The sequence below is a fragment of the Paenibacillus sp. Root444D2 genome, assembly GCF_001426375.1.
GTDB lineage: Bacteria > Bacillota > Bacilli > Paenibacillales > NBRC-103111 > Paenibacillus_E.
In genome coordinates, this window is the sequence record NZ_LMEO01000050.1 from 317,059 (window position 1) to 340,031 (window position 22,973).

The 22,973-nt window shown below is 44.1% G+C and carries 15 protein-coding genes; 1 reads left to right on the forward strand and 14 read right to left on the reverse strand.

Annotated features, from left to right (window positions below; genetic code table 11):
• Positions 1–23: 23 nt before the first annotated feature.
• The 14 genes from ASD40_RS28930 to ASD40_RS28995 form a co-directional block, all read right to left on the reverse strand.
• A complete protein-coding gene (locus ASD40_RS28930) occupies positions 24–1,328 on the reverse strand; it encodes an ABC transporter substrate-binding protein (RefSeq protein ID WP_057306597.1) in 1,305 nt (434 codons plus the stop codon).
• A gap of 101 nt (positions 1,329–1,429) precedes the next feature.
• Complete coding sequence (locus ASD40_RS28935; RefSeq protein ID WP_057306598.1) at positions 1,430–2,272, reverse strand: carbohydrate ABC transporter permease; 843 nt, start codon at positions 2,270–2,272, stop codon at positions 1,430–1,432.
• Between the two features lie 13 nt (positions 2,273–2,285).
• Complete coding sequence (locus tag ASD40_RS28940; RefSeq protein WP_057306599.1) at positions 2,286–3,158, reverse strand: carbohydrate ABC transporter permease; 873 nt, start codon at positions 3,156–3,158, stop codon at positions 2,286–2,288.
• Between the two features lie 16 nt (positions 3,159–3,174).
• Positions 3,175–4,173 (reverse strand): LacI family DNA-binding transcriptional regulator, encoded by a 999-nt coding sequence (locus ASD40_RS28945; protein WP_057306600.1) that lies wholly within the window; start codon positions 4,171–4,173, stop codon positions 3,175–3,177.
• Between the two features lie 414 nt (positions 4,174–4,587).
• Entirely contained in the window at positions 4,588–5,394 is an 807-nt protein-coding gene (locus ASD40_RS28950) for a DeoR/GlpR family DNA-binding transcription regulator (protein ID WP_057306601.1), read from the reverse strand.
• A 183-nt stretch (positions 5,395–5,577) separates the two neighbouring features.
• Positions 5,578–8,172, reverse strand: a complete 2,595-nt coding sequence (locus ASD40_RS28955; RefSeq protein WP_057306602.1) for a glycoside hydrolase family 2 protein — start codon at positions 8,170–8,172, stop codon at positions 5,578–5,580.
• A 14-nt stretch (positions 8,173–8,186) separates the two neighbouring features.
• A complete protein-coding gene (locus tag ASD40_RS28960) occupies positions 8,187–10,622 on the reverse strand; it encodes an alpha-mannosidase (RefSeq protein ID WP_057306603.1) in 2,436 nt (811 codons plus the stop codon).
• A gap of 35 nt (positions 10,623–10,657) precedes the next feature.
• Positions 10,658–11,140 carry an MBL fold metallo-hydrolase gene (locus ASD40_RS28965; RefSeq protein WP_162251332.1) on the reverse strand — a complete coding sequence of 161 codons (483 nt, stop codon included), beginning with the start codon at positions 11,138–11,140 and terminating at the stop codon, positions 10,658–10,660.
• A complete protein-coding gene (locus tag ASD40_RS39155; protein ID WP_057306605.1) occupies positions 11,077–11,382 on the reverse strand; it encodes an MBL fold metallo-hydrolase in 306 nt (101 codons plus the stop codon). The genes ASD40_RS28965 and ASD40_RS39155 overlap by 64 nt, the downstream gene beginning before the upstream one ends.
• Positions 11,383–12,153: 771 nt before the next feature.
• Positions 12,154–13,071, reverse strand: coding sequence for a class II fructose-bisphosphate aldolase (locus ASD40_RS28975; protein ID WP_057306606.1), 918 nt, complete (start codon positions 13,069–13,071; stop codon positions 12,154–12,156).
• Between the two features lie 19 nt (positions 13,072–13,090).
• A complete protein-coding gene (locus ASD40_RS28980) occupies positions 13,091–15,811 on the reverse strand; it encodes an alpha-mannosidase (RefSeq protein WP_057306607.1) in 2,721 nt (906 codons plus the stop codon).
• Between the two features lie 13 nt (positions 15,812–15,824).
• Complete coding sequence (locus tag ASD40_RS28985) at positions 15,825–16,706, reverse strand: carbohydrate ABC transporter permease (RefSeq protein ID WP_057306608.1); 882 nt, start codon at positions 16,704–16,706, stop codon at positions 15,825–15,827.
• Positions 16,703–17,656: a carbohydrate ABC transporter permease gene (locus ASD40_RS28990; protein WP_156390227.1), complete on the reverse strand. Its 954-nt coding sequence runs from the start codon at positions 17,654–17,656 to the stop codon at positions 16,703–16,705. The genes ASD40_RS28985 and ASD40_RS28990 overlap by 4 nt, the downstream gene beginning before the upstream one ends.
• A 109-nt stretch (positions 17,657–17,765) precedes the next feature.
• Entirely contained in the window at positions 17,766–19,124 is a 1,359-nt protein-coding gene (locus ASD40_RS28995) for an ABC transporter substrate-binding protein (RefSeq protein ID WP_057306609.1), read from the reverse strand.
• A 1,160-nt stretch (positions 19,125–20,284) separates the two neighbouring features.
• Between ASD40_RS28995 and ASD40_RS29005 the strand changes: the two genes are divergently transcribed.
• Positions 20,285–22,645, forward strand: coding sequence for an immune inhibitor A domain-containing protein (locus ASD40_RS29005; protein WP_057306611.1), 2,361 nt, complete (start codon positions 20,285–20,287; stop codon positions 22,643–22,645).
• Positions 22,646–22,973: the final 328 nt, after the last annotated feature.

Consider the following 22,973-nt stretch of genomic DNA (forward strand, 5'->3'; position numbering starts at 1 on the left):
ACAGCCGCTTTTCTTTTTTACAATTATTGAAGCTCAGGGAACGCTGCTTTCACTTCTTTTTGGAAGGCTGCTACAACATCCGCATAGCTTTTATTGTCTGTAAGTCCTTGACTTGCTACTTTTCTCCAGAGACCTAGAATCGAATCACTGTATTTATCAGACTTAATCACTGGCATTGACTTCATCATTGCGTAGTAAGGCTGCAGTACTTTTTGATCCCCAGTTAAAGGAGCTGTATACTTATCTACATTTGCATCATAAACACTTTGAAGTGCTGGCATGTTCCCTCTTGCAATCAGATCTGCGTTCTGCCATTCAGCGCTAGCAGAGAATTTGATAAACTCAGCAGCGATGTCTTTATTAGCCGTTTTATTATAAATCGCACGGAATGTTCCACCGTTGTAGAAACCTTCTGGAGTTTTGGCAACGCCAAACTTACCAACGGCTTTATTATCTTTGTTACCGATCATGAATGTTGCCCAAGCAGGCATCGCTACCAATACAACACTTCCGTCGTTAAGTGCATTACCCCAGCCTGCTGACATGAATGGTAATTTCGCATCTACGTTATTTGCACGAATTTCTTTTTGACTGTTATATACTTTTTCCCATTTCGGATCGACATTTAATTTGCCATTCATGTAGAAAGGCTGTGTATTGTAGCTGGCAATGTCATTCAAGTCCCCTGTATTCGCAATTAAATGAACCTTGCCATCGCTTTGCTTCGCAACTTTTTTACCGAGCTCAATGATCTTATCGTAACTGTTCACCATTTCGCTGATTTGGTTCGAATCATCCGTACCGAGAAACTTTTTGGCATTTTCTTTCAAATACCAGAAGCCGCCAGGAGAGGATTGGTCAGATATCGCTTTGATTTTGCCGTCCGACGATTTACCAAGCTCAGAGACATATGGAATGTAATTTTTAACTAAATCAGCAGCGCCAATTGGTGCTAAATCCATCAAGAACGGAGATTCAATGAATTTACCAACATAACTTCTTTCAAGGTCAAGCACATCAGGCACATCTTTGCCGGATTGCAGCGCTGATAACAGTTTGATTTGATATTGATCGCCAGGGAACACCTTAACGTCAACTTTGACATTCGGATATTTCTTTTCAAATGCTGTCGCAATGCCTTTTGTTCCATCAAAGAAAGTCCATAGGGAGAGCGTTCCAGACAGCTTTGCCGGATCTACTGGTGCGACAGATGCCGCAGGAGTATTCGTCGCTGAACTATTGTTAGTTGATTTAGAACCACAAGCCGTTAGAACACCTGTCGCAAGTACCGTTGTCATTAAAATAGAAGCCCATTTTTGTGCTTTCAAGATATATCTCCCCTTAGAGTTAATTTACAAGTATAGTGATGTTTTCTGGTTAAAATGACGATAAAATATTGCCGCGCATCACTCCCCTCAATGTCTACGCATCAGCCCTTTACGGCTCCAGCCGCAACTCCATTAATAATCCGCTTGGACATAAAAGAGAAGAACACCAGGATCGGGACGACCGATATAACAATTCCTACATATTGAGCGCCAAAGTCGGATGAAAACTGCGATTTAACACTCGCAATCATGACTGGCAAAGTTTGCATGTCGGCATCGAACAAAATAATCATCGGAACTAAAAAGTCATTCCATTTTCCAATGAAAGCAAAGATCGCTAACGTGGCAAGCGCAGGACTCATTAACGGTAAAATGATGCGATGGAAAAGCTGCATTTCACTATATCCGTCAATTCTTCCAGATTCGATAATTTCGGTTGGTACCGATGTATCAGCGAACTGTTTGACTAGAAAAATACCGAATGCGTTGTACACGGACGTAAGCAATAAAGGATAATAGGTGTTCAACATATGGAAAACATCCATTAATTTATAAAATCCGATAATTCCCAATTGTCCAGGAATCATCATTGTCGCTAGGGTAATCATGAACAATACGCCTTTGTACCGAAAATTGTATTTTGAGAATCCATAACCAGCTAACGCGGCAAAATAAACATTAATGAGTGTTGCCGTAACAGTGATGAATAACGTATTACCTAATCCACGCCAGATGTTTACGGTTTCAATCAGCCTATGATAGTTCTCTAAGAACTGGTCGCCAGGTACGATGAGCAGCTTCCGGGCAATGTCTGAATTGGTGTGTGTGGAAGTAATGATCATGCTGTAAAAAGGCAGTAAGCAAGTCAAAGCTATAGCCATTAACGCCACGTAGATGATAATTTTCAAAATAAACCAATCGAATTGAAACGCTTTCTTTATCAAGGGTCGTCACCTCCTACTCATTGAGCTTTGAAGCTTTCGCTGTAATCGCCGTCAAGACCATGACAACAACGAAAATACCATATGCGACTGTTGCTCCGTAGCTGTAATCAAAATTTTTGAATGCGGTTTGATAGAGGTACATAACCATGGTTCGGGTCGTATTATTAGGACCATCTCCGAGCATTAGTGGCGCATCAAACAATTGCAATCCACCAATTACTGAGGTAATGAAGGTAAACAGAAAGACAGGACGCAGCATGGGGAGCGTAATATATAGCGTGCTTTTCCATTTATTCGCGCCATCCATCTTGGCCGCTTCGTACACTTCTTCTGAAATGGATTGAAGTCCCGCGACAAACACGATCAGGTTAAATCCGAAATATTGCCAGCAAATGACGCCCGATACAATCGTGCGCGACCACCATGGACTGCTGAACCAGTTCACTGGCTCACTAACGATTCCTAATTCCATCAGCACTTTATTGACCGAGCCCGTTTGCCAGTCGAACAATAAGCTGAACATAACGCCAAGCGTAATTGGTGTAATGATATGGGGAAAGTAGTACACAGCCCTGAAAAAATGCTTGCCGCGAATAAATTTCTCATTCAAAATAATCGCAAGAACGAGAGCAATGATCAGCTGTGGAACAATCGACATGACCCAAATGATCAAGGTGTTCCCTATCGTTTGATAGAAGTACGTATCGTGCAAAAGACGAGAATAGTTGGCCAAGCCGACATAAACGGGATCTGTAAATCCATCCCATTTGGTAAAGCTTAAATAAAACGTATATAAAATCGGAATTAAACCAAAGATGCCAAATCCTATGAAAAATGGAGCTACAAATAGATATCCGTAATTCGACTTATTGATTTTTGAAATCATCGGTCTCAACTCTTTTCTAAAGTTTGGTACAAGATTGACGAATCACCAGTGTCGGTTTAAATAAATGAGACGTTCTCTCTACTGCTTCTCCCTCTATTTGGGCAAACAAGCCTTCCGCTGCCTTCATCCCAACCTGCTGTAGAGGCTGGCGAACCGTTGTCAATGGCGGGGAAACCCAACTCGACAAGGTGATATCGTCAAATCCGACGATCGACATTTGGTTAGGAACTTGAATCCCTTGCTCCTGTAATGCTCGAAGCGCACCGATAGCTGTCTCATCACTGGAGGCAATGACTGCCGTATAGCCTTCTTCTTGAAGCAGCTCCTTCATGGCCTCGTATCCGCCTTGATTGGTCCAATCCGACGCCACGACCCACTCAGGCCGGAATTCCATTTGCAATTCTTGCATCTTCTGCTGCAAGCCTTTCAACCGGTATTTGATAGGTCCCATGTGACTAGGACCTGAAATATAGGCTACTCGACGATGTCCTAATTCATGCAGATAGGTAACCAGATCAGCAACCCCAGAAGCGTTGTCGATATCAACGGAGTATAAGCCATCCATTTCCCCATGATCGCCAATTAATGCAAGCGGATACGGAACATCCATCATCCGCTCCAGTTCAAGCAGATCCCGCTTCTGGAAGCTAAGCAGGATAATACCGTCAACCTGTCCTTCGAAAAGCAGATGGAGGAAGGACGCCTCTTGTTTGGCATTTGAAGTTCCACTATAGAATATACAGTTATAGCCTTTCTTATTGGCTACGGCTTCAATCCCTCTAATAATGCCTGAGTAGAATATGTTCGAAATGTTGTCGACCACGATACCGATCGTATTCGTCCGACTCATGACTAATCTTCGAGCATTTTCATTCCGATGATAATTAAGAGTTATAATCGCTCTCTCTAAGGCCTCTTCCGTTGCTTTCTTTACCTTTTGACCATTTAAATAGCGTGATACTGTACTTTTGGATGTGTTGGCTACTCTAGCGACGTCATGAATCGTTGGATTCATTGGCTGCCCCCCTCTATACTTGAACAAATCGATTGAATTTTCATTTTCGGGAACGTTCCCATTTTAAGGATAAAAGATTGATTTTTTGCTTGCTTCGATAAGTAATCTCACTTTTTGAGAACGTTCCCATTTTTTATTCAAAAAAAAGGTCATCTTATTCAGTTTTCCGCACTTGTTTGGGATCGTTCCCACTTTTATTCATGGCGATTTCTATAAATACATGTTATCGCTTACACATGAAATTGTCAACACTTAATTTAACAAATGAACAAACCTAATCGATGACTAGATTCATCTGTTTTAAATCTACATTTTCCATTCACCAAGATAGCAATCAACAAAAAAAGCGGGGGTCCTAGATGCCTTTAAGGCTTCTATTGGACTACCCACTATTTTTTACTGTTACTTTAACTCTCATTCATCTTCATTTAGGATCAATTCCTTCACGGGACAAACAATCACCTGCACTCCGCACTGGCGGATTTCATCAAGAATACTGGGTTCTACTAGGTCGCTAGTAACCAGAATATCAACATCTTGAAAGCTGGAAAAGGAGACCAAACCTTGCCGCTCGAATTTACTGTGATCCGCAACAATGACAATCTTTTGTCCTGCCGATATCATGGCCCGTTTTACTTCCGCTTCATAGAGATCAGAACTTGTAAAACCTTTACGAATGGTTATCCCAGAGGCGCCTAAAAAGGAGAAATCGGCATTATATTTCTGCAGCTCTAATTCCGCTTGGGGACCAACAAGACTCATTGATTTCTTAATTAGTTTCCCGCCAATGACAAAGACTGAAGCATCTTCATTATGACTGCTTTCCTCCGCGACATCTGTTCCGTTCGTAACTACCATCAGCTTTGGCACATTTCTTAGGTGACGCGCCACACACCAGGTTGTTGAGCCAGCGTCTAATATGACGATTTGATTGCCTTCCACCAACGAAGCGGCCATTTTCCCGATCGCATCTTTCTCCTCGTAAAATTGGAATCTCCGCTGCTCGACTGGAGGAATGTTTTGTGAATTATTTTGCAATTCTTCCATCAAAATGGCGCCGCCGTAATTTTTTTGAATGATGCCTTCCTGCTCCAATTGGTTCAGATCGCGGCGTATGGTTTCTTCGGAAACATTGAATTCCTTCACCAAATCAGCTACTTTAACACTGCGTTCTTGGAAGAGAATTTCTTTTATTTTGGTTCTGCGATGAATAGCAATCATAATTTGATCCCCCTCTAATCCTCGAATACCTTTACACTATTAGTTTCCGAATCAGAAAGGGATTTCTGATTGGGGATTTCTCAATGAAGATATGCAAATTCTAATATCGCTCTTCTTAGTAGGGTTGTCAAGAGAGTTCCCCGTAAAAACCCTCCAGTAAAAGAGGTTATTAAGTCCTACCCGTTATAAAATGTTCTGAACCGGGCTGTTCCAAGCAGATATGTCCAGTTTCCTGTCTGCTTCAGGAATGGAGCTCCACTGGACGTTAATCGACTTGCTTTCACCAGGGAGTAAAGAGAAGTCATTATCCGTATAATAAACATATCCTTCTGCAGTTACCGGACGAGCATCCTCTAGATGGACTAGAAAGGCTGCTTGTGTGCCTACGTTCGTAAGTTGAAGCTGCCAGAATGCCCCTTCCTCGGAAATCTTTTTCTCCACCTGTATGCTGGTTTGTGATAGTACTAACATCGGCACCAAATTAGCTGTGACACTAAATGGATAGCAATTACTGCTGATGACTTCCTTCGCGGCGTTTACAAGATTGATGCGGAAGTAGAACACATCCTCTTGCAGCTGCTGGAGGGACAGTTCAAACTCCCCAAGTCTTGTGGCAGCACTTGGCGCCACTTTTCCTTGCCACTGGAATTCCGAATATATGTGTCCGCTTGCTCCAACTAAACACCACTGCGAGGTTAACTCTCCAAGTTCTATCCTATCTGACTGAACAACCCATACATCCGCCTTGAAAGTTTCTTGACCTTCCCATGCAATCATCGCAAAGCTGGCTGAAACTTGTATAGTTTGATAGGCTCTAGCCATCGCATAGTAAACCGGCTTAGGGTTCGTAAAGTAATCAAGCGCGGAAGTGCAATAAGCATTCGGGAATGGCTCATTGAACTGCCATGGGAGTGTTCCGCTATTTTGCCACATCCGTCGAAGATTAGATTCTACCGCATACCTAAGTCCCTCTGCTTGCAGAAACTGACTTGCGCGTATGAGGTCCTCCGGATTACGAAGCTCATTTCCGAAGGATGACTGAATCATAGGCTCATTAATCCACCAGGAGCCTCGGTGAAAATAAATAGGATTATCCCGGGTTGCTGGCCACTGATTAGACTCAGAAATCGTATGGTTCAGCGTCTTTAAATGCGTCATTCCCTCTACGCCGAACTCACTATGGAGCAGTGAGGTTCCTTTGTTATAGAGCTCATACTGTTGCGACAATCCCTGAAACTCCCAAGGGCCATGCACGTCATGCTGCCCAGTTGGATCCTGATCGATGTTGTCCAGCGTATTCGAGAAGCATCGGCCGGTAGGCGATGTCGGCAGCCAAAGTGCGTCAGGATGTAGTGTTTCAACCACTTGTCTAAGGGCTCCCAATACAGGCTCCGTATCGTCAAGCGGCCGATCATCGCTATCCTGCAGTTCATTGCCTCCACACCACAGCACAAGAGAAGGATGATTTCTCTTTCTCAGAATGATTTGTTCGGCTTCCTGTACCATCATCGTGATAAAAGCCTCATCCTCACTCGGTTTGTTCGCAATCCCAGAGCTGGATTGGATGAATTCCTGCCAAACCATAATGCCGAAACGATTGCAAAGCTCATAGAAGGCATCCTTCTCAATTAGCCCTCCACCCCATACTCGCAGCATATTAACTCCTGCCTGCTTGGCTAACGTTAATAGTCTTTCTAGCTTAGCCGCCTGCTCTCTACCATACATAACATCCATAGGCACCCAGTTCCAGCCTTTAATGTACGTTTTATGCCCATTCACCACTAGTACATAAGGCCTTGCCGTAGGATCAGGTGTTTCATTCCGATGCCATGCCACTGTTCGAATGCCGAACGTTATTTCTTTGTCGGTGCTAAGCAGACTGTCGGCACGTCCCTCAGTATCATTTTTCCTTTCAAGCACGTTAATTCGGACCCGATACAAATGGGCTTCACCCGAACCGTTCGGCTGCCATAGACGTGGATGGTTAACCTGTGCAGTGGAGCTAATCTTGGTTTCTCCCTCACTTATGAAGTGATCGGATACGACAGAACTAACTTGCTCTTCTCCTGAAAAAATGCAAGTCTCCAGACGTACTTCCGCTTGTTTATTAGAGGAAAGCGTCGAATCTATCGTAAGTTTTGCTAATTGAAAATCATTGGAAAGTGTTGACCTCACATAAATATCCTCGATACGAATCGGACCCGTGACTTCCAAATACACATCGTCCCATATCCCTTGATGAATCATGCGCGGACAGAAATCCCACCAATACGTCATCCGGCTTTTATGTTCGCGAACATAGCTTGTTTTGCTAACCTGCGGTTGTTCGTCCGGTGCTTTTTCAATCACAACAGACAATAGGTTCGCCCCTCCATAATGAAAGGTGTCCGTGACATCAAATACGGCTGCCGTAAACATGCCTTTGTGATGACCTATTTTAGCACCATTCAGAAAAAACTGCGCCTCAAAATCAACACCCTTAAAATGAAGCTGAACGCGTTGACCAAAGATGAAAGCATCGATGTCGAACCATTTTTTATAAATCCACGTTCGTTCAGGCACCCATTCTGCCAGTAAACTATTACGCTCAAAATAGGGGTCCGAAACCTCACCATTTTGCCATAGATCATAGAGGACAGTTCCAGGAACCGTCCCTTTCCTCCACCAACGACTATCTTTGGAATCGGGTTTTTCTGCATTTCGCCATATCCAGTCCTCACCCAAGAAGTCTTTGAAGAGCCAATCGCTTCCGTTCAAACTAATTTGCTTTATTGCCATCGCAGATCCCCACCCTACCACTCGATTAGATCCGTCTCAGTAACCGAAAGGCTTGGATCGGAAGGAACACGGAAGGTTTTAATTTCACAAGGACCGAATTTGGCTGTTATTTCTCGATCCAAGTGAGGTAAATGAATGGTCGCTTCGGTCGTTTCTCGCGTTGTTTCATAAGCACGAATAATCAGATCGCTGCCTTCTTCGGCTTTTTTCACTACACTGAGAATGATATTATCCTTATTTACGTTCAAATAAGAATCCTTTTGAGGAAGCTCTCCCTCATGATAGGTTTCGATGATCGTGATCGGACGCTGATTTAGCTCCAGTGCATGCTTGACCGTTCCAGCCTGCTCCCAGCTTCCTTGATGCGGCAGCAGTCTGTAATTAAACGTCTGAATGCCTTGATCGATGAAGGAATAGTGTCCTTGAGGCTCGGGAACTACAGGATCATGATGGGCATAAATCGGACTGCGAATCACCGTCATCGCCAGCTCTTTATTCATAATGCTATAGCTGTATTTCGCATCATTCATTAGGGAAACACCATAGGAAGTCCCTCCGTGCTCACCAATATCACGCAAAATACCGCCATAATCTACCCAGCTTTGGCCTGGCTCTTCTTCGCCATTATGCTCCCGTTCTTTGAAGCCGTATGGGATTTCATATGTCTGTTTGGTAAATACCAAATTAATTGGGAATACCAATTTCAACATTTTAAACTGTTCACGCCAGTCCACTGTCACTTTGACATCGATATAGCCCAATTGTTTATACAAGGTGAAATCCTGCACGATCTTGGAGCTGCCATATTCACTTGTGACTCGGATGACTGATTTAACCGGGCCATGCTCAACGCGCTGAACGCCTGTCGCAATGAATTCACCAATCTTATTGTTAAAATGAAAAACATTATGACTCCACGTATCTGACTTGTCTTCGATAACGACGGGTCTCGCCGCGGGCCCGCGGAATACTTCAACATTTACTTTTTTATCAAATAAGCTGGAGATAAAGCCTGTCTTTGGATCAAATTCCAGTCGGAATCTATCATTTTCCAACGCATAATCGTTCGCTTTAATAGATTGTGATGCCAATTTGGTTTCCTGCGAAGCTGTTAGTACCTTATACACCCGATACCCCATGGACGGCAGCTGGGCAATAAAGCTAAGACGGTATCTGCCGCCAGCCGTTGCCTGAGATTGCACCAATTGGAACTGCACCTGTTTGCCGTTCTCATCTACCAATATCGTCGTATCTTTGATGCCGCCAATTTCTAACTCGATATTAACGGTGCTTTCCCAAGAATGAGGATTAAATACAACGATTGGCTTCATGCCATCTTCCTGTTCAATGCCGATATGCCAGGAAATTGATTGTATCGCATAGTTCAAACCACGCTCGGCAATCGTCATCGCTTCTCCATGCATGTTGCGAGCATCTTCATAAGCCGATTCAAGACTAGTCCCGGCAAGGATATCATGGAATTGGTTAAACAACACATTTTTCCATGCTCGATGAAAATCCGTTGGATAAGCTTGCCCTGTTCTTAATTCAGCCCATGAGGACCATTTTTCAGCCGCTAGAAGTTTATTCTCAGCTTGACGGTTCCAATGCTTAATGCCCGAATGAACAGCGTAACAACCGCTGGCATGGTGCTGAAGATCGTCGTGGACGACGGGAATTGGCAGCTGCATAGCTTCCATATCGGCGAAAAATTCATTCGGTGCAGCCATCTCCATCGTCGGAAATTCAGGCAGCCCATTCATCCGTTTGATGCTGTCGATGTTCTCTTTCGTTGGACCTCCCCCATGGTTGCCAACCCCGTAGAAGACCATCAAATTGCCAATAGGATCCTTCAGCTCCTCCATACAACGGCGAACATGCTTCTCGAGGTCCTTGCCCCATGTGCAATACTCAAATGGAATCCGGTAAGTCAGCACTCGGCTGCCATCATCCGATTCCCAGTGAAATAGACGTCCTGGCAAGCCTTTCTCATTCGGCATGGGACGCATAAAAATATAATAAGGCATTCCGCTTTTGAGCAAAATTTGCGGCAGCATGCCGTGATGTCCAAAACTGTCGACGTTATAACCCACCTTCGCGGTTACGCCTAATTTCTCCTTGAAATAACGCTGGCCATATAAGCCTTGACGAACAAACGATTCCCCTCCGGGAATGTTGCAATCTGGTTGCACCCACCATCCGCCCACGATTTGCCAGCGGCCTTCACGTACACGTTCCTTAATCTCTTCAAACATTTTTTTGTCGTTATTCTCAACCCATTCATAGTTTGCAGCGGAGCTCGAGGTGAAAATAAAATCATCATATTCCTTCATGCGATCGAGAGCTGACCGGAAGGTTGCCTTCGTTTCTTGAAAGCCTTCCTGCCACTGCCAAAGCCAAACTGGATCCAGATGGGCATTCCCGATCATGTAAAGTTTCTTCTGTTTCATAAATTCCCCTACCTTTATTGGTTATTGGAGTGAAATCAATATTGGAAAGTCTCATACATGGGCTTGAACCATGGGTTAAAATAAACACCTAGCTGCTTCCGTGCCTCGGACACTTTCGTTTTGGCGTCATAGACCAACGTCGGAGGCAAATGACCGAATGTCATCAAGTCAAAATCATAAGTCAACAGCTTATCCAGCGAGTTGCCCCATGCTTCAATATCAGATCCTACTTTGACGTGGTAGCCTCCCCACAGGGTATCACCGGCGATGAGAATCTTGTGAATGCCATCCATAAGCAGCAGCGATACACTCCCAGGAGAATGACCTGGTGTATGTATAACTTCTAATGTGAACCTGCCTATTTGCAGCATCTCCCCGTCAATTAGCGTCCGATGAACCTGCAAAGCAGGAAAAGACTTACCATAGAGAAAAGCACCTGTTCGATGGTAATCGCCTATCTCCACTTGCTCTCGATCAGCCTCGTGAATCCAAAGCTCAGTTCTGCTTTCCAGCGCCAACTGTGCAAATCCGGATACATGATCCCAGTGACCTGAGTCGCAATCACCTTCGTAATATCTTGCGGCTGCACGCCAAGCTCCCCTAAGTTGCGCTTTAACGCCGGATAGCCATCTGCACCTCCACAGTCAATTAACACAGGCTCTTTGCCAGTAATCAAATAAGCACTCGCATCCCACGGATGAGTTAGCTTATCGCCAGATACAACATAGAAATCTTCAGCGAGTTTAACAGCTTTAGACATTTGAGGATCCTCCTTTATTAGAAGATAACCGGGGCTAGGCCATAGGTATCGTGTTGTTCAACTTCTTTAGCGGTACCCCCTCATGATAGGGAACATACGATGCAGAACACTCGAGAAAAGGGATTTACCATCCAGTAACCTCAAGAAAGGAACATACCATCCAAAACCCTTGAGACAGGAAACATTCCGTCAAAATCATCGAGAAAAGGGATCATGATGCCCAAAACCCTCATGAAAAGGGATTATGATGCCCAAACCCTCATGAAAGGGCACATGCCTCCCAAACCCTCGAGAAAAGGGATCATGCCTCCCAAAACCCTCATGAAAGGGATCGTCGATGCGTTATTTACCTAGAAAGTCGCTATTCGACTAGCGAAACGGAACGTCAATCACTTATTTCCGCTTTGAAAGCCGTCATTCAGCCCAAAATGACGAAATAACGCATCCATGTTCCCTCAACGCTCGAAAAAACAGTTATTTTACAAAATAACGCATCGTCGTTCCCTTTGTTCTCGTCCGAGCCCATAGACTTCCCCTAGATGAGGCGCTCCCACCCTTCTAGTTCGACAATCCCAATGGGGCAAAACTGTCACTTTAAACAGAACCCAAACCATATAAATCTGGCAATGGAGGTGGCTTAAATTGGAATCCTTCGTCTTCTAGGCTCACTTGAGCATGCCGGAGGGAGGTATCCATCATCTTTTAGGCACTCTTGAGCTTCACATAGGAAGGTATAAGCTCCCATCCTCAGTCATTTATGCCTTTATCACTTTAAACAAAATGATCAGCCTGCGCTTTGCTACCTAAGAAATGAATCATTTTATCGATGACCGTGTTTTCAACTGCAGCTCTCCCCTTTTCCAAAAGAGAGGGTTCCAATGCTTTGCATTCTTCATTGGTCAGTCTCTCTTCCCGTTCCAATGCCCCCAAGAAAGCTAGCTCCAAGTCCGTTGCGATATTCACTTTACTCACACCGCCGCTTGGAAGGCGTATGGCTCCTTCCATCATTTCGGCAGGCACACCGGAACCGCCATGCAGAACAAGATGTACGGGTGTTAGAGAACGGATTTCTTGCAATCGAGCGACGTCGATCTTAGGCTGTCTAACCATATACACGCCGTGGGCTGTCCCGCAGGAAACCGCCAATGCATCAATATTCGTTTCATTCACGAATCGTTTTGCTTCCAGAGGATCGGTATACAGCTCCTCATCTTTATCCGTTTCCACGAAATCCGTCGTTCCGATCATGCCGAGCTCCGCTTCAACGGAAACACCCTTCGCATGGGCATAATCTGCGACCTCTTTGGAGGTGCTAATATTGTCCTCTAAATTTTGCTCAGAGGCGTCAATCATGACAGAGGTGAAGCCGGCGTCAATCGCAAGAGCGATGGTTTCCAATTCCTTAGTATGATCAAGATGCAGGACTAGGGGCACGGTTATTCCTTCCGTTACCACTTTTTCATAAAATTCATCGGCGAATTCCTTCGGTGTAATCCCATATCGGATTAGTTCTTTATGAGATATCTGAACAATGGCCGGAGATTTCATCTTCTCGGCAGCCCTCAAAACGGGCGTAATCATCGGTGTATATCGAGGGGAAAACGAGCCAATTGCGAACCCGTATTTTTCGGCTACCTCTAAGGCTTGTTTGAGTGTAATAACGTTTTTGGGTCTTAATTCAGTATTCATGGTGATCTCTCCTTTTTATCTATTTGGTTGTTACAGATGGAAAGCTGATTTCAAGCGTAATGATTTCGGCACCTTTTGCATGAACTGTGAATGCCCCTTCGGCATTCATAGTAAGATCTTTCGTATCTATGGGCTGTTCATTCAATTTCACGTAGCGTACCTGATCAGGCTTTATCTTCATTTTTACTTTTGCTGAGGTAGCTTTTTTAGCTGTATTCCAGAATCGCAATATAAGGGCATCGGACTTCTCCGCTTTTTTGCAGGCACTGAGCATAAGGGCATGATTTCCCTCTATCTCCAGCCAACCATCTTTCTTTGCCAAAACACCGTCATGTTTCCCAGTTATCGATCCGCAGCTAGCAGTTAAATATTCATGTACCCTTGGAGATATATGGGATTCCAGCCAATCTCCTTTATGAACAAAGATCGCATACTCTGCTTCGTTGAACCCGAGGCTCTGCGCATCAGGTACCGGTGTTTCAGGACCTGCTCCGCCAATCCTAACTAGCGTATCCTCACGGGACAGCCAGCCTACAGCCCTTAATAAAGTGATAGCCAGCGTTCCCTGCTCATCATCAAGCATGTCATACTCGGTCAGCCCTTTATTGGCTACAGTCATTCCTTTATCTCTGCTACTCACACTGACAAAGCCTTGCTGAGGCTTTTGCTGTACATAGGTTTCCGGCCAACCATTGCCGTGATCTTGGGCAGCAGCTTCTCTTGCCACAACATCGAAATGCCCTTCGGCATGTGAAACCTTGAGCTTCTCACCAAGCGGAAACAACACCCGTAGTCGATGGTCTTCTGCTTGATTGTTCCACGCCGTGCGCACATCCACTCTTGCGGATCCTGCGGCAAGCGTCACATAATTCGTAATCCGATATTCTGTGTAGGCAGCTTCTCTGCTTAATCGGTCTCCGCTAAGTTTCTTCGGCAAGGACCAATCGATGTCCACTTGAAGCGTTCCTCTCGCATAACCTACTTCAGCTGCGGAAACGTGTACTCTGACAGGAGTTTCCGTCGTGCGGAGCACTCGATCAACTAATGGGGCTGCATAATTATAGGTATCTCCAGCATCCCCTCCGCTTTCAAAGGCGCCTAAACCTTCATAAATAAGGCCGCTTTGTTTGTCGGTAATGCGCAGCGTGCCGTTTTGTTGATTCACTTCAACTCGCAGTAACGCATTTTCCAAGATATGGAGTCCGATCTGCAAATCAGTTACAGCTTCGCTGCCTTTCAACTTGGCAGATGGCAGCAGGGCGTTGAAAAATACCTGTTTGGGATCGCATGCTGCTTCCCTTTTATGCAATGAGTAGGTCTTATAGCCAAAACCGGGAAGATCTACAGCTGGAAAACTTATTTCCGTATAAAAATGTTTATCCGTCATAGGCTTCATACCGCTGACTTCCTTCACCTGAAAAGGAACCTCATTCCCTTCCGAATCCTCCAGCCTATAGGTTCTTGGATGAACCGTAAGCTTTCGATCCACCCATACGGTTGCCGTGTCGTCACGCGTCCAGCTGAGTGAGTTATGGATAACAATCGCCAAACCACCATCTTCCAAATCGCTTGTATCAATTTGATTGTTGATGTGTTGGATGCTTTTCTCAGTCAAAATGTCAGCTATTTGCTTTGATTGCGCGAACCTTGGCAGCATCTCCCGATGTACTTCGTCAATGCTGCATCCACAAATACTGTCGTGCGGGTGATTCTGGACAAGAAGTTCCCACGCGGTCCACAGCAGGGTTGATTCGTACTTGCGGCCGCTTAGCCAGGCAAGCGCTGAGAAAGGCTCCGCGTAGCGCTCCAATGCCAGCTGTCCGATGAAATTATGTCGTTTCAAATATAGACGTGCTGACAATACACCGGGCAATACATGGGGTAAATCTACGCCAAAATGACGAAGCTCGCCATGTATAACTTCTAATGAAGGATTCTGACTGCGAACGGCTTCGATGAAATCTTTCGTCGTTCCCCAATGCAGCTCCGCGATTTCTTGTAAATCTTCGCCCACCTGCTTCATTAATCGCGGCAATCGCGCATCAATAAGCCTGTGGTCACCGCCATAGGGCATTAACAAGCAATCCGTCGTTGCCCGTGGAGCCCAGCGTTCCAAGGATTTACGGACTCTGCCGTAAGTTTCGTCATAAGTTTTGAGCGGATTGTCAAAGTGGAGAAAATCCACCATATAATAGCCATCCGGGAACCAGTACGTGAACACTTGCGTGCCATCTGGAGCTTCCCACAGAAACTCTTGTTTAAATTCGGGTGATGCTCCGCCGAGCCCTCGCCAGACCATCGCATTATCAATCCCGAAGCCTTGGAGAATCTGCGGCATCTGAGAGATATGACCAAATGTATCCGGGATATAACCGACATCCAAGTTCGTATAGCCAAGCTTCTCAGCCATCCGTGCACCTAGCATCAAATTACGCACATGCGCCTCACTGCTGACGAGAAACTCATCTGGCAAGATGTACCATGGACCGCATTGAATCCGGTTTTCATGGATATAACGCAGAAGACGTTCTTGATTTTCCGGCCGAATCTCCAGATAATCCTTCAAAACAATCGTTTGACCATCGAGCAAAAAGCAGCGGAACTCCGGATCGTTATCCATCGTATCCAGCAGTTCATCGATAAGCTCTACCAGGCGGATGCGGAAGTCCTGCATCGTCGCCCACCACTCCCGATCCCAATGGGTATGATGATAAATAAACACACGATATTTGCGATCCAAGTTTTTATCCTCCTTACCCTTTCGTACCGGCGCTGATGTTCATTCCCTCGATAAAGTATCTTTGGAAAATGAAGAATATTGCGATGACCGGAATCATTACCATCACTGAACCCGCCATCAGCAAGTGCCATTGGCTAACGCCCGAGCTGACCTTGAAAGCCTGTAAACCAAGCTGCAGCGTATACTTTGATTCATCATTTACATAAAGCAGCGGTCCAAGGAAATCGTTCCAGGCTCCTGTAAAAGTACCGATTGCCACCGTAGCGAGTGCCGGCTTAGCCAACGGAAGCATAATCGAGCGCCAAATATACAAGTGGCTTGCACCGTCAATTTTCGCAGCTTCAACTAAATCATTGGGAATTCCTAAATAAAATTGGCGTATAAGGAAGATATGAAAGGCGCTTCCGAAAAAACCTGGAATGACTAAGGGCAAGTAAGTCCCCACCCAATGCAATTTTGAAAATAAAATGTACTGTGGAATGAGGGTTACGAATCCCGGAATAATCATCGTCCCAAGAATGATGGAGAACAAAAGCCCTTTCCCGGGAAAGCGAATTTTCGCAAATCCATAAGCGATGAATGAATTTGAGATTACATGCGCAAGCACCGCGGTTGTAGCGATTAACAGTGAATTGGCCGAATATCTCGCAAAATTCCCTGCTTCCCACGCCGTTTTATAGTTGGACCATTCGAATTTCTTAGGAAACCAGGTCGGCGGATAGGTTACCACTTCTGTCAACGATTTCAAGGATGTTTGAATCATCCACCAGAACGGCATGAGAAAAGACAAACTGCCGACAATGAGAATCAAGGTTACGACCCATTTGGAGATCCTTTGCTTGGTCTTGCGGCTTTGATAGTATGATTTCTTATTTACAGCTGCAGCGACAGTCATCGCGAATCTCCTCCTTCGTAGTGAACCCAATATTTCGACATCACCATATTAATGATAGTAACGATAATTGCGATGATGAAAAGGAACCAGGCCATGGCCATGGCATATCCCATATCGAATATTTTGAAAGCTTTCAGGAACATATGAAGATTGAAAAACAAGAGGGAGTTCGCAGGAGATCCCGGAGCACCAGGGTCATCTGCCATGACATAACCTTCCTGGAAAATTTGGAAGCCGCCAATTAAGCTTGTGACGACATCAAAGAAGATAACAGGCGTAATCATCGGCACCGTGATATGCCAAAGCTTGCGAATGCTGGATGCGCCATCAATTTCAGCTGCTTCATACAAATGATCGGATACTCCTTGCAACGCCGCTAGAAACAGCAGCATCCCTCCGCCGACTGCCCACATTTTCATCATGACAATCGCATTTTTCGTCCAAGCAGGATCCGTCAACCAAGCCGGTCCTTCAATTCCAATCCAACCAAGCACCGTATTAATGAGACCTGATTCTGGGTTAAGCAGCATCATCCAAAGCATATAAACAGCTACACCGGACAAGACAGTTGGCAGGTAGTAAATCGTCCGAAACCATCGCATGCCGGGAATTTTCACATTCAGTAAAACGGCAAGAATCACAGAGCCCATAGTGGTTAACGGAACGGCAAGAGCAACATAGTAAAGAGTATTTCGGAGTGATTTCCAGAACAAAGGATCTTCTGTAAACATGCGTTTATAGTTGTCGAAACCAATAAAGTCCATACGTGAAGTGATGTCATAGTTCGTAAAGCTAGCGTATAAAGAGAACAACAGAGGACCTGCTGTAAAAATCAGAAAACCAATAAACCACGGGGCAACGAAACCATAGCCTTCTAGCGCTTCTTTCTTGTCCAAAGACCACTTTCTTCTCTTATTCGGATGGATAACCTTATTCACTTGGGGATTCACATGTGTCCCTCCTTAACATTTCTTTCTATATCTGACAATTAAAATCTTCTGCTTATGAGAAAAGGGTGGAGCAGTAATACACTACGACTCCACCCTTATGTTCTAAAGCTTACTTTGTATTTTGCTTAACCAAGTCTTCAACCGCTTTCTGAGCTTTATCCAAGGCTTCTTTCGGGCTTTGCTTCCCTAGAATCGCCTCATCAATTTGTGGATTCATCAAGTTAGCAAAATCAGGTGCTGTTACTGGTACTGGCGCAAGCACAGTATCTTTCAAGTTATCAACAGTAAACTTGTAAATTGGATCCTTGATCAAATCCGGATCATTGGATGCTTTAATATTGGATACGTTATCGAAGTTGAATTGCGCCCAATATTTCTGTGCATCCACATCCGTCATGTATTTCAAGAACTCCCAGCTTTCATCTGGATGCTTAGCGCCAAACGGAATTTCAATGGTAAAGCCTCCACCGACGCTCCAGTTTCCGCTTCCTGCTTTGTATTCAGGTACTGCAGCAATACCAAAGTCTTCTTTCTTAGCGGCAAAGTCACGGATTTGAGTCCAGAATGTGCCTGCATCAATTTTCATAGCTAATTTCCCAGCAATTAACGGATCGTTCGTTTTACTGCCAAAACTAGCTTTGAAAGCGTCAACTTCCTTTTTGCCTAGACGAGCGTCCCAGCTGTTATACCATTCGAGTGCAGCAATCCGGTTAGGTGAATTGATATAAATACCTTTGTCGTCCAGCCAAGGTCTTCCGCCATCCGCGTTGTTCAAGAACACGTCTTGCCCTCCTGCTAAGCGAGGATGATAGCCTAAGCGCTCAATTTTACCGTTGTTGATTTTATCGATTTTCTTGGAGTACTCTTCCAACTCAGCCCATGTTTTTGGCGGTTTCTCTGGATCGAGTCCTGCTTCTTTAAAAATGGCTTTGTTATAGAACAATACGCGAGTGTCTGTTACAAATGGTAAAGCATAAACTTCGTTTTTATATTGCATCGCACTATATAAGTGCGGGAAGAAACGATCTTTGATGTTATCCTTCGCTAAGTAAGGCGTAAGATTCGTTACTTGCTTCTTGCTGGCACGTTGAGCAACCTGGCTAATATCGTGAATGATGACATCGGGCGGATTACCTGCAGCAATGGCTGCAAGTTCTTTCGTCCAACCATCTCCATAAGGTAAGAACGTATGTTTCACGGTAATGCGGTCCTGAGAAGCATTAAAATCACTAATAATTTTCTCAATAATAGGACGACGTGTTGTAGAACCCCAATGAGTCCAAAAATCCAGTGTAACTTTCCCCTTCGGCTTCTCTACTGCGGCACTAGCAGCTGGACTTGCACCAGTTCCAGCACTTGCACTTGGACTTGAACTAGCTGTTTTATCCGTGCTGCATGCAGTCAACACTAATCCGGTGCTGAGCGCTGTGCTGAGTAGAACCAACATGGATTTATTTGCTCTCTTCATACGGTTTCATTCCCCCTAATTAAATGGTTAGACAACCAATGCCACATTGTATATCAACAATCCCACAGTATAAAGCGTTTGCAATGTGGCTTTTTGAAGCCTATACACTTATAATACCAACAAAAGCTACATTGTCAACAAATTTATAAGCGCTTTCAAGTGCATTTTTGTGATTCATTTGTTGAATCCCACTAGAAGCCACATTTATTTACCCACTAACTCCTATGATTGCTATTTATTGGACTTTTGTTGCTTGAATTGATGCTATGCAGGTTTTCAATTGTAATCGATTTCTACAATCCTTTAATAAGTGAGGTTATACCTCGTTGGTCGAAGCAAGCTAAGTTAAAATTAACTTTTCCCAACTACGATTCTCTCGCTAAAGCCATGATTGACCCAAGGATAGCATTGTTGTAATTTGTACAATAATTGGCATGTAAACTCGCGTTAACTCCGCGATTGTTGCAATAAATACAACAATTTTTCTTAAATTAGCTCCGTAGAATGAAAATACGGCTAAACTGTTGCACAAAATACAACAACTACAGCTTAATGAGAAAAAAACAGCTAAATTGTTGTACGCTGTACAACTTCCCTCATATATGCCAGGCAAGGACAGGCAGATATGCTCCTTATCTTCTTTCTTCATCGAACAAATAACCAAAACCGGAATACAATCACAATCACAACCACAAACTCAACCAAAACCACAAACTCAACCAAAACCACAATCACAACCACAATCAATATCGAAATCAAAATCTCAATCATCAAAATCTCAATCAACAGAATCCAAAGCAAACTAAGCCAAAAAAGGGATAAGCTTCGCTTCCCCCAAACTCTACAAATCAAAAAAATCTCCCACATCCATTAGATGGGGAGATTTCATGTTTCTGACTCTCTAGCTCGTCTGACTATATACTAGAGTCTAGTTAAATATAAAATAGAACAAAATTGCGATGTCGAACGCGCACTAATGTCCTATCAAAATGCTGCGAAAAATCAAGGAAATGGTCGAAATAGGAAATATATGGGTCAAACTGCGCAGGACTAAAAGCACTTACTAGAATAGTCAAACTATTATTTAATTTTAATATACCAATGGTTAAATCAATAGGTTGGTTTCATAGGTTTCATACTCTATTGTAGGAGGTTTCATTTTGAAAAAAAGCACCTTGAAAATCACTAGACTATTACTAGCAACAAGTTTAACAGCAGGACTTTTCACAACATCATCTGCATTCGCAGCAGAATCCGACTACTCAGAGGCACTTGAAGCACCGCCGGTAGATTTTAATATTTTAGACGATGAGCGTTTGGCAAAAGGGTTAATGGACAGAGGGCTGTTAAGCAAAAGTGCCACGCCTGAACAAATAGCCAAAGCCGTCAAGTCTTACGTAGCAGCTAAAAACAATAAAAGTGTTAAATCAAAAGAAGACACAAATCATGATGAAATAGACAAAAAGTCAAAGGATTTCATAGCGAAGCAGAAAACCAAGCTGTTTACCCAACTGAACAAAGGCCAAGAGAACTTGAAAAAAGGCAATCCAAATGGCTTACCCGTACCCTCGGCAAAACAAGATACATACAACGGTTCTGTTCGTGAAGACAAAGTACTCGTTCTTTTGACGGAATTTTCAGACTTTAAACATAACAACGTAAAGCAAGAGCCTGGTTACATGTACGCAAACGATTTCAATCGAGATCATTATCAGAAGCTAATGTTTGGAAATTCAGATTTCACCTTATTCGATGGTTCTAAGATCCAGACCTTCAAACAATATTATGAAGAGCAATCCGGAGGCAGTTATACCGTAAATGGCTACGTATCCGATTGGTTAACCGTTCCTGGTCAAGCTGCCCAATACGGAGATGATAACCCGGCTGGCGGTCATGATAACTTAAACCCTAAGGGGCCTCGCGATCTAGTGAAAGATGCTCTAAATGCGGCAGCAGCATCCGGCATTAATCTGGCTGATTATGACAAATTTGACCAATACGATATTGATGGGGATGGTAACCAAAACGAACCCGACGGGATCATTGACCACCTGATGATTATTCATGCAGGAACGGGCCAAGAAGCTGGCGGCGGACAATTAGGCGATAATGCCATTTGGTCTCACCGCTGGACTTTAAATGGTGTGTATCCTGTTGCTGGCACGACTGCGGGGGTCGACTATTGGGGTGGCCGTATGGCTGCTTATGACTATACCATTCAACCTGAAGATGGTGCAGTAGGTGTTTTTGCTCACGAATTCGGTCATGACTTAGGTCTGCCAGATGAATACGATACCCAGTATACCGGACAAGGTGAACCCGTTGCTTCTTGGTCCATCATGAGCGGCGGTAGTTGGAACGGTAAAATTGCCGGCACAACACCTAGCTCTTTTTCACCTCAAAATAAAGAGTTTTTCCAGAAAACAATGGGCGGAAATTGGGCAAATGTGAGTGAAATTGATGCCGCAGACATTACGAAATTGGGTACATCTGCCATTATTGATCAAAGTGTAACGAAGTCGAAAAACCCGGCTATTGTTAAAGTCAATTTGCCGGATAAAGCAGTTCCAGGTATTCAACCCGCATTCGGTGCACGTTATTATTACAGTACAAAAGGCGATAATCTTCATACCACACTCTCAACTCCTGAGTTTGATTTAACCCAAGCACAGACGGCTACATTTGATTTTAAAACTTTATATGATGTCGAGTTTGAGTATGACTACTTAACAGTTACAGCATCAACCTATAATGAACAAGTTACCCTCGATGTCATTGGTGACAATGATACGAACGGCGACGCACGTGCGGAAACTACGAACGGAGCTTGGGTTGACAAGTCCTACGATTTAAGCCATTTCGCCGGCAAAAAGGTTACCCTCCACTTTGACTACGTCACGGATGGTGGGCTCGCTTTGAATGGTTTTGCAATGGATAATGCGAAATTAACCGCAAATGGTCAAGTCGTATTCTCAGACGATGCCGAAGGCGCTGCTAAATTTAACTTGGATGGCTTTGTTGTATCGAATGGTATGGAACTTAAGAAGCACTATTACTATCTGGAATGGAGAAACTATGCTGGAGCCGATAAAGCTCTTGCCTACAGCCGTGGTGTCAAATATAATACTGGGCTCGTCGTTTGGTATGCTGATGACAGTTATCTAGATAACTGGGTCGGTATCCATCCAGGACAAGGATTCCTTGGCGTAGTCGATGCTCATTCTGACGCTTTAATATTCCAAAAAGATGGACAGGATTCCGTCGCTCAAACGACTCGTTATCAAGTTGCGGACGCGGCCTTCTCCTTGGACAAAACGCCTTCGTGGTACATCAATAACCCAACTAGAGGCGAGTATAATTACAAATCCATGCATGGTGTAGAGGAGTTTTCAGACTCCAACAGCTATATGAATACAGTAATTCCGGACGCCGGCCGTATTGTGCCGAATTATGGATTGAAGTTCCGAGTTGTCGGTGAGGCAAAAGATAATTCTGCTGGATTAGTTTGGATTCATAAATAAGGATAAAAAGAAAACGGAGTCCGCAATGATGCGGTGCTCCGTTTTTTTATTCCGCTACAACAATTTGCGACAAAAAATATGCGATCGGATATGATCGTGCCATATGCCTTGGGATGTAAATAATGCCCTAAAAAGACCGGGACGTTTTGATCTATTAATTTTTGTTCCCCGCCTGACGAGGAAGTCAAAAAGAATAATGTTGTAATTTCGAGTCAATTTCATAATAAAAGTCCGATTTTTCCAAGTATGGTTTCGGAAGAAATGCAGTTGGATAAGAGCCTTTAGAGACTGCTATTTCTTCATTTCCAGCGTATTTTGTAAAAATAGG

Coding starts and splice junctions, on each gene's coding strand:
- ASD40_RS28940 (WP_057306599.1), bottom strand. CDS start 3,158: ATGATTTCAAAAATCAATAAGTCGAATTACGGATATCTATTTGTAGCT.
- ASD40_RS28945 (WP_057306600.1), bottom strand. CDS start 4,173: ATGAATCCAACGATTCATGACGTCGCTAGAGTAGCCAACACATCCAAA.
- ASD40_RS28950 (WP_057306601.1), bottom strand. CDS start 5,394: ATGATTGCTATTCATCGCAGAACCAAAATAAAAGAAATTCTCTTCCAA.
- ASD40_RS28955 (WP_057306602.1), bottom strand. CDS start 8,172: ATGGCAATAAAGCAAATTAGTTTGAACGGAAGCGATTGGCTCTTCAAA.
- ASD40_RS28960 (WP_057306603.1), bottom strand. CDS start 10,622: ATGAAACAGAAGAAACTTTACATGATCGGGAATGCCCATCTGGATCCA.
- ASD40_RS39155 (WP_057306605.1), bottom strand. CDS start 11,382: ATGTCTAAAGCTGTTAAACTCGCTGAAGATTTCTATGTTGTATCTGGC.
- ASD40_RS28975 (WP_057306606.1), bottom strand. CDS start 13,071: ATGAATACTGAATTAAGACCCAAAAACGTTATTACACTCAAACAAGCC.
- ASD40_RS28985 (WP_057306608.1), bottom strand. CDS start 16,706: ATGACTGTCGCTGCAGCTGTAAATAAGAAATCATACTATCAAAGCCGC.
- ASD40_RS28995 (WP_057306609.1), bottom strand. CDS start 19,124: ATGAAGAGAGCAAATAAATCCATGTTGGTTCTACTCAGCACAGCGCTC.